Here is a 15,064-nt window from a genome sequence, read left to right on the forward strand (position 1 = left end):
CAGAGTTAGCCATCTGTCGCTCCATCTACATGACGCTAAACGAAAAGGGTAAGGCATCCTGACATCAGTATAGAGTATCTCGGGCAGGAACGTTCCCGCAAAAACTCTGCTCCCAGCGACGGTTAACGGATTCATGAGCCTGGCTCATAAGCCCAAGCGTATTTCGCCCCATAGTCATGGCGGCAGTCGCGTTTTACAGTCACCACACCGGAGCGGCTCCGCGTCAGGCGGGGCCGGTATCAATCAGCGGGAGAGTGAAGATGCAAACACGCAAGTTGGGGCGCGAAGGACTGGAAGTATCGGCGTTGGGTCTGGGCTGTATGGGGCTGAGTTTTGGCTACGGCCCGGCCACCGACAAACGGCAGGCGATCGATCTGATCCGTGCCGCGGTTGACGAGGGCGTGACGTTCTTCGATACCGCCGAGATTTATGGTCCGTTCACCAACGAGGAATTGTTGGGCGAAGCGCTGGCGCCGGTGCGCGATCGGGTCGTCATCGCCACCAAGTTCGGTTTCGATCTGCCGCAGCCGGCGGGGCAACAGGTGTTGAACAGCCGTCCGGAGCATATTCGCCGGGCGGTGGAAGGTTCGTTGAAGCGCCTGCGGGTAGAGACGATCGATTTGCTGTATCAACATCGCGTCGATCCCGAAGTGCCTATCGAGGAGGTGGCCGGTACGGTGCAGCAACTGATTCGCGAAGGGAAAGTGAAGTACTTCGGCTTGTCGGAAGCCGGAGCGCAAACCATCCGGCGAGCCCATGCGGTGCAGCCGATTACGGCGCTGCAAAGCGAATATTCGCTATGGTGGCGCGAGCCGGAGCGTGAAATCTTGCCGACGCTGGCGGAACTGGGCATCGGTCTGGTGCCGTTCAGCCCGCTCGGCAAGGGCTTTCTCACCGGCGCCATCACCGAAGACACCGCCTTTGACAGCGGCGATTTTCGCAACCTGGTGCCGCGCTTCAGCGCCGAAGCGCGCCGGGCCAATCAGGCGCTGGTGAGCGTGCTGGGGCAGATAGCGCAGCGCAAGGACGTGACGTCGGCGCAGATCGCCTTGGCCTGGCTGTTGGCGCAACAGCCGTGGATCGTGCCAATCCCGGGAACCACCAAGCGTCATCGGCTGCAAGAGAATCTCGCGGCGGCGTCGGTGGTGTTGGCGGCGGACGAACTGGGCGAGATTGAGCGCGTGCTCTCCGCTATCGACGTGATCGGCGATCGTTACCCGGCGCATCTGCAGAAAAACGTCGGGCGTTAAGCCCCGCGCCGCAACGCCTCAATCAGCAGCGCAAAGGCGGTGGTGTGTTGCCTGCGGCTTGGATAATAGAGGTAATAACCGGGAAACGGCGGGCACCAGTCGTCCAGCGCCATCTGCAACCGCCCGTCGGCCAACGGCTCGGCGACGGTATCTTCCGGCACAAAGGCGATGCCGAGGCCGAGCTGCGCGGCGTCGATTCGCTGGCGCAGGCTGTTGAAGGTCAGTTGCCCCTCCACCCGCACTTTAATCTCCCGGCCATCGCGGGCAAATTCCCAGGCGTACAGCCCGCCGAGGGTGGGCAGGCGCATGTTGATGCAGCGATGGTTTTGCAGCGCTTGCGGCGTAGCGGGGAGGCCGTAACGGGCGAAATAGTCAGGGGAGGCGACGGGCACCATGCGCATGTCCGGCCCGATGCGCACCGCGACCATGTCCTTCGCCACCTGTTCCCCCAGCCGGATTCCGGCGTCGAATCGCCCGGCGACGATGTCGGTCAGGCTGTTGTCGACGGTGATTTCCACGTTGATATCCGGGTAATCGACGAGAAAAGTGCGCAGCACCGGCCACAGTACCGCATCCACCGCGTGTTCGCCGGCGGTGATGCGGATGTTGCCGGCGGGCCGATCGCGCATTTCACCCAGCGCGTTCAGCTCGCTTTCAATCTCCGCCAAGCGCGGGCCAATGCTGTTGAGCAGCCGCTCACCGGCCTCGGTGGGGGCGACGCTGCGAGTGGTGCGCGTGAGCAAGCGCAGCGCCAGGCGTTCTTCCAGGCCGCGAATAGCGTGGCTGAGTGCCGATTGGGAAACCCCAAGCTGCGCCGCCGCTTTGGTGAAGCTGCGCTCCCTGGCCACCATCAGGAAAGCGATCAGATCGTTAAAGTTTTCTTTCAACATACCGGCACCGGAGAGCAAAGTTGGGGCGCTGCCGCGCGTAGATTTATGAATTGAGCTCATAGCTCCTTGCGCATTTTACCCGCTAGTCACCGGAAAAGCATGGCGCTATCTTGGCATCGCTGACTTATAACTATCAGCGTCGGTTGGAAAGCCGACGTGGAGGACACGACAGATGAAAATACAACGCAGCGGTTCTATCCCATCACAGCGCGGTTCGGCGGATTACTTTACCGGGCAGGTACGCATCGATGCCCCCTTCGCCGGTGACGCGCCGGCCAGGGTGGGCGGCGCGACCGTCACCTTCGAACCCGGCGCCCGCACGGCCTGGCATACGCATCCGCTCGGCCAGACGCTGATCGTCACTCAGGGGCGCGGGTGGATCCAGATGTGGGGCGAGAAGACGCAGGAGATGCATCCCGGCGATATCGTTTGGATACCGGCCGACGTCAAACACTGGCACGGTGCGACATCGGACACCGCCATGACCCATATCGCCATCGCCGAAGCGGTGGACGGCAGCCCGGTGACCTGGCTTGAGCCGGTCAGCGAGGCGGAATATCGGCCATAACGCCGATCAGGCCGAGGGGCTCTGTTCGCAAAACCGCAGCCGGTTGCCGAACGGATCGGTGAGGTTCAGCTCTTTGCCCCAGTCGACAATCTCCAGGCCCGGCCGGGCATAGCGATAGTTTTTGGCCGTGAGCTCCCGGTGCAGCGCGTCGATATCGTGCACCGGGATGAAAATGGCGGCGCCGGGCGTGCTGTCGCCGTAGTGTTCGCTCAGGTGCAGCGTCAGCCCGGTGCGGGTCACCTGCATGTACAGCGGTAGGTCTTCGCTGAAGCGGTGCTCCCACGCCAGCGTGAAACCGAGAAAATCCAGATAAAACTCTTTGGCCTTGTCGACGGAAAAGATACGCAGGATCGGAATGGCGGGGGAGAGCGTCATCATTGTTGACCTCACTGTCGCGTTAGCGGCAGCCGATATGGATATCGACCGCGTCGGGGCCGGTATAGGCTTCGAAGTCGGTCAGGAAGCGACGTTCGATTTCCGGGTGTTGCTCGAAGTAGGCCCAGATGGCTTGCCAGCCTTCGATGACCGCCGCCGGCATGGCGCCTCGGGCCTGGAACACCAGATAGCGGCCAGGTTGGATGTGCAAACCGCTCTGTGCCTCACTGCCGGCGGTGACATCAAACGGCCCGCTGGCGTCGGAGGCGTAGTTGGAGTAGATCCCGTAAACCGGCATGGCGGGCGAGGTGGCGAAAAAGTCTGACCACAGCGCGGGGATTTTAGCCGTCTCGGGCCGGGTTTCGTCCTGATTGGTGGTTCTGATTGTCTGGCCGGCGACGTAAAAATCGGGCAGGTGTACCGAGAGGGGCTGCATAGAGGCAATTCCTTTTAACCGCTGAAAAGATGCCTAAAGGTAGCAAAGGCTCCCCAAAACCGCCAGACAGGGCCCCCGCAGGCGCGGGGAGCCCTCACATCAGGCGCCCAAACCGCCGAGGCACAGGTATTTGATTTCGAGATAGTCCTCGATGCCGTATTTTGAGCCTTCGCGGCCCAAACCGGAGTGCTTCATGCCGCCGAACGGCGCCACTTCGGTGGAAATCAGCCCTTCGTTGATGCCGACAATGCCGTACTCCAGCGCTTCGGCCACGCGCATCACCCGGCCGATGTCGCGGCTGTAGAAGTAAGCGGCCAGGCCGAACGGCGTGTCGTTGGCCAGTTCGACGGCGTCGGCCTCCTGGCTGAAGCGGATCAGGGGCGCCACCGGGCCGAACGTCTCCTCACGGAAGATTTTCGCCGTGCGCGGCACATCGGTCAGGATAGTCGGGGTGAAGAAATTGCCGCCCAGCGCGTCAGGCTTGCCGCCCAACAGCACCGAGGCGCCGTGCTCGACGGCGTCGGCGATATGCTCGCGCACTTTCTCCACCGCGTCCGAATTAATCAACGGGCCGATGGTGACGCCATCATCCAGGCCGTTGCCGACTTTCAGCTTGGCGACGGCGGCTTTCAGCTTGGCGGCGAACGCATCATATACGCCGTCCTGCACCAGAAAACGGTTGGTACAGACGCAGGTCTGGCCGGCGTTGCGGTATTTTGAGGCGACCGCGCCGGCCACGGCGGCGTCCAGATCGGCGTCATCAAACACGATAAACGGCGCGTTGCCGCCCAGCTCCATACTGGTTTTCTTGATGGTGGGCGCACACTGGGCCAGCAGCTGCGCGCCGACTTCGGTGCTGCCGGTGAAGGAGAGTTTGCGCACGTCCGGGTTGGCGGTGAGTTCGCCGCCGATGCCTTTGCTGGGGCCTGTTATCACGTTGCATACCCCGGCTGGCAGCCCGGCGCGCTCCGCCAGCACGGCGATCGCCAGCGCCGAGAACGGGGTCTGGCTGGCGGGGCGGATCACCCCGGTGCAGCCGGCGGCCCAGCCGGGGCCGGCTTTGCGGGTGATCATCGCCGCCGGGAAGTTCCACGGGGTGATGGCCGCGAACACGCCGATCGGCTCTTTTTGCACGATGATGCGGCGACCGGCCTGCGGCTGCGGAATGGTGTCGCCATATACCCGTTTGCCTTCTTCGGCGAACCATTCGATAAAGGAGGCGGCATAGGCGATTTCACCGCGGCTTTCGGCCAGCGGTTTGCCCTGTTCCGCCGTCATGATGCGCGCCAGATCTTCCTGATTTTCCATCATCAATTCAAACAGCCGCCGCAGCTTGCCGGCGCGCTCTTTGGCGGTCAGCGCGCGCCAGGCGGGCAGCGCTTTTCTGGCGGCGGCGATGGCGCGAGCGGTTTCTTCGGCGCCGAAGGCCGGTACGTGGCCGACCCGTTCTCCGTTGGCGGGGTTATGAATGGCGATCGAACGGCCTTCCTGGGCCGGCAACCATTGCCCGTCGATGTAGTTGGCCTCGCGGAACAGCGTGGGATCCTTGAGGGTAGCGCAGATGCTGGTGCTCATGAGTCTCTTCCTTCTTTCCTGAGTTCAACAGAGTGGTCTATCCCATACGGCTACCCTTTACCCTAGCAAATTTTGCCGCCGCCGTTTGCCCGCGCGGCAACAAGATGGTCGTTTTCTTTATGCGCACCTTCTGTACAAAAAATATCCTCCGTCGGGCCGATACTGAAAGAGCAGGCATATGACCCTTTTCGATGTAATTAAAAGGAGTGTGCGAATGATGAAATCAGTGGACAGACATCTCGCGGCCTACGGCAGCGAAATGGATTTTTTGGCGTCGAGCATCGCTCTGATGGAATGGCAAGGGCGGCAGATTGACGCCGGGCAGGTGGCCGGCAATATGTCGGAGCAGCAAAGCCGCCTGTTCTTTGCGCGGTTGAATTATTTTCGTCAGCTTTATCAGGCCGCATCGGCGGCCGAACACAGCCTGTAATTTCCGATCCAGCCCCGCCGCAGCGGGGCTTTTCATTTCAGCGGTGCCACACCCCGGTCGCCAGCGTTGCCGGCGAATACTCCAGATTTCGTCCCCGCCACGGCAGCGCTGCCGCAAAACGCCAGGCGCGGCGCACGTCAAACCGCCAATAGCGTTCTGCGCCTTCAACGGCGGGATGCCCCTCCGTTTGCCAGAGGATCTGCGTTTCCCCCTGCAGATGCAGCACGTCGCCGCGTTCAAAATCGATGAACAGCAGCGCCGCCCGCGGTTCGGCCAGCAGATTGCCCAGCGTGTTCATGTAGCGGTTGCCGCGAAAATCCGGCATCCACAGCGTGTCGCCTTCCAGATGGATAAAGCCGGGGCGGCCGCCGCGATGGGAAATATCCACGCCGCCCTGCGCCAGTGCCAGGTGCGCGCCGCTGGCGACGAAGCAGGTGTCCGCGGCGCGGATCAGCGCCTGCGCTGCCGCATCCAGCGAGGCTAAATGCTCAACCGGCTGCGGCCGGCTGTCCACCGGGTAGAGTTCGCGGCGCTGAATGTACTGCGGGCAGTTGCCGAAGCTTTGCTGAACGAGGATTTCCACCCGGTTTTTGTCGGTGCGGCTGACGGCGCCGTTGGCGCGGTTGCGCCGCCGGTTGCTGAAATCCAGCCCCAGCGCGCCGACCGGCTTGCCGGGCAGCAACAGCGCCTGGGCGGGATCGTCGCTGCGGCGCGGCGCGCTGATGCGTAAATGCGTGTCGTCCGGCGTGCGTAAAAATCCGGGCGGGCCGGTAAACAGGGTGGCGATGGGCCAGCCTTGTTCATCCAGCGTGGCGACGAACAGGTAGGGCAGCGCGGCGAAAAACGCGCGGTGCTGATCCGGCATCGCGGGGTAGATGCCGCCGCCTACGCCGCCAAACCCGGCCAGCGTCTGTGCGCGCAGCTCATCCGGATGGAACAGTTGCGGGATCATGGCGTCAGCTCACCGCCGGTTCCGGCAGGGCCGGCATGGCAAAGAAGCCGGGCAGTGCAACGATGCGCGCCGCCCAGCGCCGTATCGCAGGGTAAGGCGCCAACGAAATGCCGCCTTCGGCCGCGACCGCTACGTAGCTGTGGCAGGCCAGATCGGCGATGGTGGGCTGTTCGGTGGCCAGGTAGTCCCGCTCGCTCAGATGCTGTTCCATCTGCGGCAGAAAACGATCGCTGACCGCCCGCGCCGCCTGATAATCCTCCGGCACCGCGAATTGGGCGATCAGTCGGCAAGAGGCCGGGCCGTAGCGAACTTCACCGGCGGCTTTGGAAAGCCAGGCCTGCACCCGCGCGGCCGCCGCCGGCAGTTCCGGCAGCCAGTGACTGTCCGGCGCATAGCGCTTCACCAGATAGACCAGAATGGCGTTGCTGTCGGCCAGCGTCAGATCGCCATCCTGTAAGACCGGGATCTGGCCGAACGGATTGAGCCGGCGGAAGGCTGCGCTCTGCCGTACGTCCGCCGAGGCTTCGACCCATGCATAGGGCAGCGCCAGCATACGCAGCAGCAACGCCACGCGATGAACGTGGCCGGAAAGCGGGGTGCCGTAGAGTGTGATGGTGGACATGGCGTTTCTCCTCAGTGCTTTTTGTCAGCATACTCTTGCGTTGAACGAGCGAAATCCGGCAATGTGGAAATTGATAATTTCACTTTTCGGAAGAATCTATGGATCGGTTAGACGAGTTGGCGATCTTCGTGGCGGTGGTGCAGCAAGGCAGCCTGGCGGCGGCCGGGCGCAAACTGCGGCGTTCGGCGCCGGCGATCACCCGGGCGATCGCCGCGCTGGAACAGCGTTTCGGCACCCGATTGGTGGAGCGAACGACCCGGCGGCTGGCGCCCACCGAAGCGGGTATGCGGCTGTTGGAACGTGCGCAACAGCTGCTGCAGGATTATCAGGCGGTGGTGCAGGATACCGCCGAAGCGCAGCTGAGCGGCTTGCTGCGCGTTACTTCGCCGGTGCAGTTCGGCCGCCGCTACGTGGCGCCGGTGGTGATGGCGTTTCTCGATGATTACCCGCAGATGCAGATCGAAATGGTATTGAACGATCGCAATCTCGATCTGATTGACGAAGGGTTGGATATCGCGGTGCGCATCGGTCATCTGCAGGACTCTTCGCGCGTGGCGCGGCGGCTGGGGCAGGTCAGCCGGGTGACGGTCGCCAGCCCGGATTACCTGGCGCGCTGCGGTGAACCGCGTTCGCCGGCGCAACTGGCGGATCATGCCACCATCGTCGGCACCCAGCGGCCGTCGCTGCGCGAATGGCGCTTCGGCCCGCAGGAAAACGGCGAGCGCGTGCGATTGGCTCCCCGGCTGTTGCTCAACGACGTGGAAGCGCAACTGCTGGCGGTGCGCGCCGGCAAGGGCGTCGCCCGGTTGCTCTCGTATCAGGTGGCGGACGATTTGGCCGCCGGTACGCTGGTGCGGCTGTTGACGGATCACGAGCCGTTGCCTATGCCGGTACAGCTGGTGGCGCAGCAGGCGCAGCACATGCCGCTGAAGGTGCGCGCCTTTTGGGATTATGCATTTGAACGGCTCAGCGCCTTGCCGCAAATTCATCCGGGTGTGCGGGGGAAATAAGCGCAAAAAGTTTCATGGGTTAAACTTTTTCATTATTCATCAGGTTTTATTTTACCGGGCGCGCATTGCTGATGCGCCCGTCTTGACAATAATGTTGCCGGTGCTAATAGTTAATTCACATCTTAAATAATAAACGAAGTTTAATATATGAAACCACTTGCGGGGAGTTATGACAACGGCGCCACGGTGGATAATGAAGCGGCTATTTTGACTTCATTTCAAACCCGCAGTGCGGCTGTTTATAAACAGACGCGCCATGAAAACAATATTGCTTATGGCAACGGCGAACGCGAAACATTGGATTGGCTCTATTCTGCAAAGCAGCATCAGGGGACGTTAATTTTTATTCACGGCGGCTATTGGCAATTCTGCGATAAGGCAGATTTCGCCTTTATCGCCGCCGGGCCGTTGGCGTTGGGTTTTGACGTGGTGTTGGTGGAATATGCGCTCGCGCCGGCGGTGGATCTCGACGAAATATGCCGGCAGATCGGTATGGCGTTGAATGCCATTCAGCGCCGCCTGCCGCCGCACTATGCCTATCCGGTGCATCTGTGTGGCCATTCCGCCGGCGGCCATCTGGCGGCGTTTTGGCAGCAGCATGCGTTGGTGGATGCGGTCTTTCCCATCAGCGGCCTGTTCGAGCTGGCGCCGCTGCAACAAAGCTATGTCAATCGGGCGCTGCAGCTGACTGCGCGGCAAATTGAAACGCTCAGCCCGGCGCGCCACCTGCCGACGCGCGGCAAGCCGCTTACGCTGTATTACGGCGCATTGGAGCTGCCGGAACTGAGAGGCCAGTCGCAACACTATCATGCGGCGCTGCGCCAACGCGGGTTGTCGGCAGAACTGGTCGCGGTGCCCGGCGCCAATCATTTCACCATTCTGGATGCGTTGTTCGCCGCCGACGGCGCGCTGCTTCGCCAACTTAACCACCACGGGAACCACTGACATGCGCGAGATCGTAGATACCGGGCTGCCGGAGATCGGCCAGCCTTTTTCCTGGGCCACCCGGGGCGGCGGCATGCTGTTTACCGCTCACGGCCCGGTGCGGGCGGACGGCAGCATCGACACCGGCGCGCCGGAGCGACAGATTACGCTGACCTTCGATAATCTGGCGCAGACGCTGAAGGCGGCGGGCAGCCACAGCGATAAGGTTCTGCAGGTGATCGTGTATCTCACCGACGTCAACGACGTTAAATGTCTCGATGATATTTACCGGAAATACTTTAATTATCCTTATCCCAATCGCTCCACGGTCATTGTCGAAAAATTGGTGGTGCCGGGAATGAAAATAGAAATTACCGTCAGCGCCATCGCCTGATTTAATTTCTTCTTAAGTTCGCCTTTATATTAATTCAATAACGAGTTAAGGATGTGTCATGTTTAAACAGATTGCACCTTCCGCGGCCGATCCTATTATGTCGCTGATGGAAGCCTATTTGCAGGACCCCAATCCGCAAAAAGTGAATTTAGGCATTGGTCTGTATTACGACCGACAGGGGAATATTCCGCTGATGCGCGCGGTTGAGGCGGCCGAACAGCGATTGTTGGCGCTGCGTCGCCCACATGGCTATCCGCCGATCGAGGGTTCGTCGCAGTTTGCTCGCCAGGTGCAGACGCTGCTGTTCGGTGAGCAACAGGCGGCCGAGATCGCCACGGTGCAGACCGTCGGCGGCTCCGGCGCGTTGAAGCTGGCGGCGGATTTTTTGCGCCACTTTCTGGCGCGCGGTGAAATTTGGGTGTCCGATCCCACCTGGGCCAATCACTGGGCGATTTTCGAAGGCGCCGGGCTGCGGGTGAATACCTATCCCTACTTTGATGAAGCGGCGGGCGGCCTGCGTTTCGCCGCCATGCTCGACGCGTTGGACAGCCTGCCGCCGGGCAGCGTGGTCCTGTTGCATCCTTGTTGCCATAACCCGACCGGCACCGATCTGACGGCGGAGCAGTGGCGCGCCACGCTCGCCGTGCTGCAGCGACGCAGCCTGCTGCCGCTGTTCGATATCGCCTATCAGGGCTTCGGCGACGGGCTGGAGGAGGACTGCTTTGCGTTGCGCGAAGCGCTGAAAACCGATCTGCCGTTTTTGGTCTGCAATTCGTTTTCCAAAAACGTCGCGCTGTACGGCCAGCGTCTGGGCGCGCTGTCGGTGCGCTGCGCCGACGCGGAAAATGCCGCCAACGTCAAAGGGGCGTTAAAAACGCTGATCCGCCGCAGCTACTCCTGCCCGCCGACGCACGGCAGCCAGATCGTGGAAACCCTGCTCGGCGACGCCGAACTTGGCGAGCTTTGGCGCAATGAGCTGGCAGAAATGCGCTCGCGCATCAAGCAAATGCGTGAACAGCTGGCCGCCGGGCTGGCGCAGGGTGGCTCTTCGCTGGATCACCGGCGTATTCGCGATCAGCGCGGCATGTTCAGCTATACCGGCCTGAACGAAGCGCAGCTGCAGACCCTGCGGCAGCGCTATGCCATCTATCTGGTCTCGCCCGGCCGCATGTGCCTGCCGGGGCTCAATCCCGGCAACATTGACTATGTGACCGCCGCCATTCTCGACGTCACCCGTACCGCCTAACTCCGCTCGGGAACCCAGCCATGCCACAGATGAATGATTTTGAGCATATCGCCCGCCGTCAGGGCGGGTTGAACAAGCATCTTACCGCCGGGCAGATGTCGATGCTGGCGATCGGCGGCGCCATCGGCACCGGGCTGTTTCTCGGCAGCGCCTACGCCATTCAGATGGCGGGGCCGTCGGTATTGTTGAGCTACCTGATCGGCGGCGTCATTGCGCTGCTGCTGATGGGCAGCCTGGCGGAGATGACCTCCGAGCACCCGACGCCCGGCTCGTTCGGCGACTACGCCGAATTCTATCTCGGCCCGCTGTTCGGTTTTCTGGTGCGTTATTCTTACTGGTCCTGTGTGGTGCTGGCGGTGGGTACCGAAGTCACCGCCATCGGCATGTACATGCAGTTCTGGTTCCCGGCGACGCCGACCTGGCCGTGGGTGCTGCTGTTCTCGGCGGCGGTGATCGTCGTCAACGTGATCGGGGTGAAGTCGTTCGGCCAGGTGGAATACGCGCTGTCCACCGTCAAAGTGACGGCGATCGTGGCGTTTATTCTGATCGGCATCGGCATTCTGGCATTCTCGGGCAACCCGGCCTACGGCCTGCGCAACCTGACCGCCGGCGGCTTCATGCCGTTTGGCGTCAAGGGCATGTGGTTCGCGGTGATCGTGTCCATCTTCAGCTACCTGAGCATTGAAATGATTGCGGTAGCCGCCGGCGAGGCGAAAAATCCGGTGATTGCGGTGAAGGCGGCGTTCAAGGGCACCATCGTGCGGCTGTTCATCTTCTACATGCTGTCGATCGCCCTGATGCTGGCCATCGTGCCCTGGCGCCAGTCCGGCACCGGCGAAAGCCCGTTCCTGATGGCGATGAACGTGATCCATCTGCCCGCCGCCGCCGGTATTTTCAACTTTATCGTGCTGGTGGCAGCGCTGTCGGCAATGAACAGCCAGCTGTACATCACCACCCGCATGATGTTCTCGCTGTCGCGTGCCGGGCAGGCGCCGGCGGCATTGGGGCGCGTCAGCCGGCGCGGCATTCCGGTCAATGCGTTGGCGATGTCGTGCATCGGTATCGTGGTGTCCATCGTGCTGAGCCTGGTGGCGCCGGAAACCTCGTTCGCCGCCATGATGTCTATCTCGGTGTATGGCGCCTGCTTTACCTGGCTGATGATTTTCGTCACCCACCTGTTCTTCCGCCGCCGGCATCGGCAGACCCACCTGAAGTTCCGCATGTGGGGCTTTCCTTATACCACCTTGCTCGGCGCCGGGCTGATGGCGGCGCTGATGATCTCGACGGCGTTTACCGAATTCTTCCGCATGACGCTGTGGTTCGGTATTCCGTTCACCTTGCTGCTGGTGGTGGCTTATCACTTCCAGAGCCGCCACGCGGCTACACCGTCGCCGTTCAAGGCGCCGGAGGTGGAGTAATAAGGGGAGGGGCTGAGGCGCATCTCAGCCCCGGGGATTAAAGCTGGCTTTTCGGGATCAGGTGGTCGCCGAAGCTCAGGCGTTGGCGGCCCGGTTCGATTTCGGTCAGCGGCGCCACTTCGTGCAGCGAGGATTTGCAGCGCTGTACCAGATCCTGATACTCGCGGGTGCCGGCGATCTTCCAGGCCAGCTCCTGTTCGGTCAGATCGCGCAGCACGCGCGCCGGGCTGCCGACCACCAGCTTGTTGGCTTCGATCACCGCCGCGGCTTTGACGAACGCCATCGCGCCGACGATGGTGTTCTCGCCGATCTCCGCACCGTCCATCACCACCGCGTTCATGCCCACCATCGCGTTGCGGCGAATGCGGCAGCCGTGCAGGATGGCGCCGTGGCCGATATGGCCGTCTTCTTCCACCACCGTGTCCTGCTGCGGGAAGCCGTGCATCACGCAGTTGTCCTGAATGTTGGCGCCGTCGCAGATTACCAGGCGGCCAAAATCGCCGCGCAGGCTGGCGTTCGGGCCGATATACACGTGTTTGCCGACGATCACGTCGCCGATCAGCACCGCCGTCGGGTGCACGTAACTGCTGGGGTCAACGACCGGCGTCAGGCCGTCAATCTGATACACAGGCATAGCGTGAGTTCCTTAATATGTAGGGTCGCGCGGCAGGCCGCCGAAGCGCCGATAGTAGCCGGCGGCCGGCGCGGGCAGGGCGCCGATGGTGGTCTCCGCCAGCGCACTGACGTACTCCGTCGCGGCGCGATCGACCTGCTGATAGAGATTGATGCACAGATTACGGGCGATTTGGCCCTCCCACTGGGCGGGCAGCAGCGCGTCCGGCAGCAGCGGATCTTTCAACACCACGCGACGGAAGAAGTGAATCAATAATAGCTTAATCTGGAAACCGCGCAGCGGCGTCAGCGCCGCCGGGTCGACTTCGCGCAGCAGCGCCATCAGCGGCCGGAAGGAGACGATAAACTCGTGATAGCCGGCCGCCACATCGCTGAGCGACCAGCAGTCGGCCACCAGTTTCTGCAGCGTTTGCTCGGAGCGGTTGTAGGGGTAATCGGCGCGAAAGTAGATCACCTGCTCACTGGCGTTCAATTCGCCGAGCAGCGCCGTCACGTCGGTTTGCGCATGGGTGGGGGCGGCCATCAGATTGTTGGCGATCTGCCCGAACCCGAGCCAGCCCAGCTCTTTTTTCAGCCGCGCGCGCGCGTTTTTTTCGGCGCATTCCAGCAGCAACAGCTCCCACTTGCCGTCCCAGGCGGGCTGCTCGCGCAGATAGATTTTCGATTCGGCGTGGCGGAACTGGCGCATTCCCTGCTCGGTCACGCGGTAGAAGCTGCGGCGGCCGATTTTCTCCACCGCCAGCCAACCCTCTTTCTGCAGGCGGAACACCGAGGTGCGCACGAAGCGATCGCCGAAACCGAAGGCCTCCAGCAGCGCGCTCAGGCTGCCGAGCCACACTTCGCCGCCGCGGTGGCTGAGCGCGTCGCCGTACAGCGAAATGATCAGCGAGGTGCCGCTGATCGGCTGCGCGTCGACGGCATGGCGAATGAACTCATCCAGTTTATGTTCCATATTTTTCCATGGGTTAGCCTTCGATGAGCCATAACATTACGCCTAATTTGGGGCGGCGTCATCCGTGACGCCGTGCGCCTCAGCGCGGCCGCAGATCGACCACGCGCTGCGCCTTGCCTTCCGAGCGCGGAATATCGCCGCAGTTGGCGATGCTGACGTCGGTGCTGACGCCCACGATCGATTTGATGTGGTGGCGCAGCTGGTGGCAGATATCGCAACGCTGCTGGTGGCTGAGGCTGAGCGCCGACTCCTTGAGCTCGACGCGCACCGCCAGCGTGTCCAGATGCCCGCTGCGGCTGACCTGCAGCTGGTAGTGCGGCGACAGCTGCTCGAACTGCATGATCTGCTCTTCCACCTGCGACGGGAAGACGTTGACACCGCGAATGATCAGCATGTCGTCGGAGCGGCCGGTGATCTTGCCCATGCGGCGCATCTGGCGCGCGTCGCCCGGCAGCAGCCGAGTAAGATCGCGGGTGCGGTAGCGGATCACCGGCAGCGCCTCTTTGGTCAGGGTGGTGAACACCAGTTCGCCGTGCTCGCCGTCCGGCAGGGCAATGCCGGTTTCCGGGCAAATGATCTCCGGCAGGAAGTGGTCTTCCCAAATGGTCGGGCCACCGCCGCTCTCCAGACACTCCATCGCTACGCCCGGCCCCATCACTTCCGACAGGCCGTAAATATCCAGCGCCTTGATGCCCATGCGGGTTTCGATCTCGTGGCGCAGGGCTTCGGTCCAGGGTTCGGCGCCGAACACGCCGAGCCGCAGAGAGCAGCCGCGCGCATCGCCGCCCATTTTGCGCTCCAGTTCGTCGATCAGCGTCAGGCAATAGGACGGCGTCACCATGATGATGTCGGGCTTGAAGTCGAGGATCAGCTGCGCCTGGCGCTCCGTCTGGCCGCCGGACATCGGGATCACCGTCGCGCCGAGCCGCTCTGCGCCGTAGTGCGCGCCGAGGCCGCCGGTGAACAGGCCGTAGCCGTAGGCGACGTGCACCTTGTCTTTGGCGGTGGCGCCGCCGGCGCGCAGGCAGCGGGCGACGATATCGGCCCAATTATCGATGTCGCGCTGGGTGTAACCGACCACCGTCGGGCGGCCGGTGGTGCCCGAGGAGGCGTGGATGCGCACCACCTGTTCCATCGGCACCGCGAAGGTGTCGAACGGGTAGTTGTCGCGCAGATCCTGCTTGGTGGTGTAGGGGAAGCGCGCCAGATCGCTCAGCTGTTTGAGATCGTCGGGGTGTACGCCGGCCTGGTCGAATTTGCGTTTGTACATCGGCACATTGTCGTAGGCGTGGTGCAGCGTCCACTTCAGACGCGCCAACTGCAACGCTTCAATCTCATCGCGCGAGGCGAATTCGATCGTTTCGAGGGGCTGTGGATTTATTGTCATGG

The 15,064-nt window shown here is 62.3% G+C and carries 17 protein-coding genes; 8 read left to right on the forward strand and 9 right to left on the reverse strand.

The genetic code is table 11. From position 1 onward, the window contains the following. Positions 1-260: 260 nt before the first annotated feature. Positions 261-1,250, forward strand: a complete 990-nt coding sequence (locus tag WA302_RS11845; protein WP_049278899.1) for an aldo/keto reductase — start codon at positions 261-263, stop codon at positions 1,248-1,250. Here the strand turns inward: WA302_RS11845 and WA302_RS11850 are convergent. Further along, a complete protein-coding gene (locus WA302_RS11850; RefSeq protein WP_041038040.1) occupies positions 1,247-2,140 on the reverse strand; it encodes a LysR family transcriptional regulator in 894 nt (297 codons plus the stop codon). The two genes, WA302_RS11845 and WA302_RS11850, sit on opposite strands and share 4 nt — an antisense overlap. Positions 2,141-2,312: 172 nt before the next feature. On the opposite strand from WA302_RS11850, the gene WA302_RS11855 reads away from it, so the two are divergent. After that, positions 2,313-2,708 carry a (R)-mandelonitrile lyase gene (locus tag WA302_RS11855; RefSeq protein ID WP_060433478.1) on the forward strand — a complete coding sequence of 132 codons (396 nt, stop codon included), beginning with the start codon at positions 2,313-2,315 and terminating at the stop codon, positions 2,706-2,708. Between the two features lie 6 nt (positions 2,709-2,714). Here WA302_RS11855 and WA302_RS11860 read toward each other — a convergent pair whose 3' ends face one another. The 3 genes from WA302_RS11860 to gabD form a co-directional block, all read right to left on the reverse strand. After that, positions 2,715-3,083 (reverse strand): glyoxalase superfamily protein, encoded by a 369-nt coding sequence (locus WA302_RS11860; protein ID WP_025303381.1) that lies wholly within the window; start codon positions 3,081-3,083, stop codon positions 2,715-2,717. A gap of 22 nt (positions 3,084-3,105) precedes the next feature. After that, positions 3,106-3,519: a GyrI-like domain-containing protein gene (locus WA302_RS11865; RefSeq protein WP_197759105.1), complete on the reverse strand. Its 414-nt coding sequence runs from the start codon at positions 3,517-3,519 to the stop codon at positions 3,106-3,108. Positions 3,520-3,618: 99 nt separating this feature from the next. After that, complete coding sequence (gene gabD, locus WA302_RS11870; RefSeq protein ID WP_025303379.1) at positions 3,619-5,094, reverse strand: NADP-dependent succinate-semialdehyde dehydrogenase; 1,476 nt, start codon at positions 5,092-5,094, stop codon at positions 3,619-3,621. Positions 5,095-5,308: 214 nt separating this feature from the next. On the opposite strand from gabD, the gene WA302_RS11875 reads away from it, so the two are divergent. Next, positions 5,309-5,524: a glycogen synthase gene (locus WA302_RS11875; RefSeq protein ID WP_004935234.1), complete on the forward strand. Its 216-nt coding sequence runs from the start codon at positions 5,309-5,311 to the stop codon at positions 5,522-5,524. Positions 5,525-5,561: 37 nt separating this feature from the next. Here WA302_RS11875 and WA302_RS11880 read toward each other — a convergent pair whose 3' ends face one another. Together WA302_RS11880 and WA302_RS11885 are read right to left on the reverse strand one after the other, a co-directional pair. Then, positions 5,562-6,476 carry a pyridoxamine 5'-phosphate oxidase family protein gene (locus WA302_RS11880; protein WP_049203979.1) on the reverse strand — a complete coding sequence of 305 codons (915 nt, stop codon included), beginning with the start codon at positions 6,474-6,476 and terminating at the stop codon, positions 5,562-5,564. A gap of 4 nt (positions 6,477-6,480) precedes the next feature. Continuing rightward, positions 6,481-7,098: a glutathione S-transferase gene (locus WA302_RS11885; RefSeq protein ID WP_261456473.1), complete on the reverse strand. Its 618-nt coding sequence runs from the start codon at positions 7,096-7,098 to the stop codon at positions 6,481-6,483. Between the two features lie 98 nt (positions 7,099-7,196). Here WA302_RS11885 and WA302_RS11890 point away from each other — a divergent pair, with 98 nt between their 5' ends. The 5 genes from WA302_RS11890 to WA302_RS11910 all read left to right on the forward strand — a co-directional run bounded on the left by WA302_RS11890 (position 7,197) and on the right by WA302_RS11910 (position 12,090). After that, complete coding sequence (locus WA302_RS11890; RefSeq protein ID WP_261456472.1) at positions 7,197-8,108, forward strand: LysR family transcriptional regulator; 912 nt, start codon at positions 7,197-7,199, stop codon at positions 8,106-8,108. A gap of 147 nt (positions 8,109-8,255) precedes the next feature. Continuing rightward, on the forward strand, positions 8,256-9,053 hold the full coding sequence (locus WA302_RS11895) for an alpha/beta hydrolase (RefSeq protein ID WP_151429327.1): 798 nt from the start codon (positions 8,256-8,258) through the stop codon (positions 9,051-9,053). A gap of 1 nt (position 9,054) precedes the next feature. Beyond that, positions 9,055-9,426, forward strand: coding sequence for a RidA family protein (locus tag WA302_RS11900; protein WP_025303374.1), 372 nt, complete (start codon positions 9,055-9,057; stop codon positions 9,424-9,426). Positions 9,427-9,484: 58 nt separating this feature from the next. Then, a complete protein-coding gene (locus tag WA302_RS11905; RefSeq protein ID WP_025303373.1) occupies positions 9,485-10,672 on the forward strand; it encodes an amino acid aminotransferase in 1,188 nt (395 codons plus the stop codon). Between the two features lie 20 nt (positions 10,673-10,692). After that, positions 10,693-12,090: an amino acid permease gene (locus WA302_RS11910; RefSeq protein WP_049203973.1), complete on the forward strand. Its 1,398-nt coding sequence runs from the start codon at positions 10,693-10,695 to the stop codon at positions 12,088-12,090. 37 nt (positions 12,091-12,127) lie between these two features. Here the strand turns inward: WA302_RS11910 and paaY are convergent, their stop codons facing one another. The 3 genes from paaY to paaK all read right to left on the reverse strand — a co-directional run bounded on the left by paaY (position 12,128) and on the right by paaK (position 15,062). Continuing rightward, complete coding sequence (gene paaY, locus WA302_RS11915) at positions 12,128-12,724, reverse strand: phenylacetic acid degradation protein PaaY (RefSeq protein ID WP_021505794.1); 597 nt, start codon at positions 12,722-12,724, stop codon at positions 12,128-12,130. Between the two features lie 12 nt (positions 12,725-12,736). Then, positions 12,737-13,675, reverse strand: a complete 939-nt coding sequence (paaX, locus tag WA302_RS11920; protein WP_025303371.1) for a phenylacetic acid degradation operon negative regulatory protein PaaX — start codon at positions 13,673-13,675, stop codon at positions 12,737-12,739. 79 nt (positions 13,676-13,754) lie between these two features. After that, positions 13,755-15,062 carry a phenylacetate--CoA ligase PaaK gene (paaK, locus tag WA302_RS11925; RefSeq protein ID WP_016927188.1) on the reverse strand — a complete coding sequence of 436 codons (1,308 nt, stop codon included), beginning with the start codon at positions 15,060-15,062 and terminating at the stop codon, positions 13,755-13,757. Positions 15,063-15,064: the final 2 nt, after the last annotated feature.

Origin of the sequence: Serratia sp. 201, assembly GCF_037027545.1 — a bacterium.
Classification (GTDB): domain Bacteria; phylum Pseudomonadota; class Gammaproteobacteria; order Enterobacterales; family Enterobacteriaceae; genus Serratia; species Serratia bockelmannii.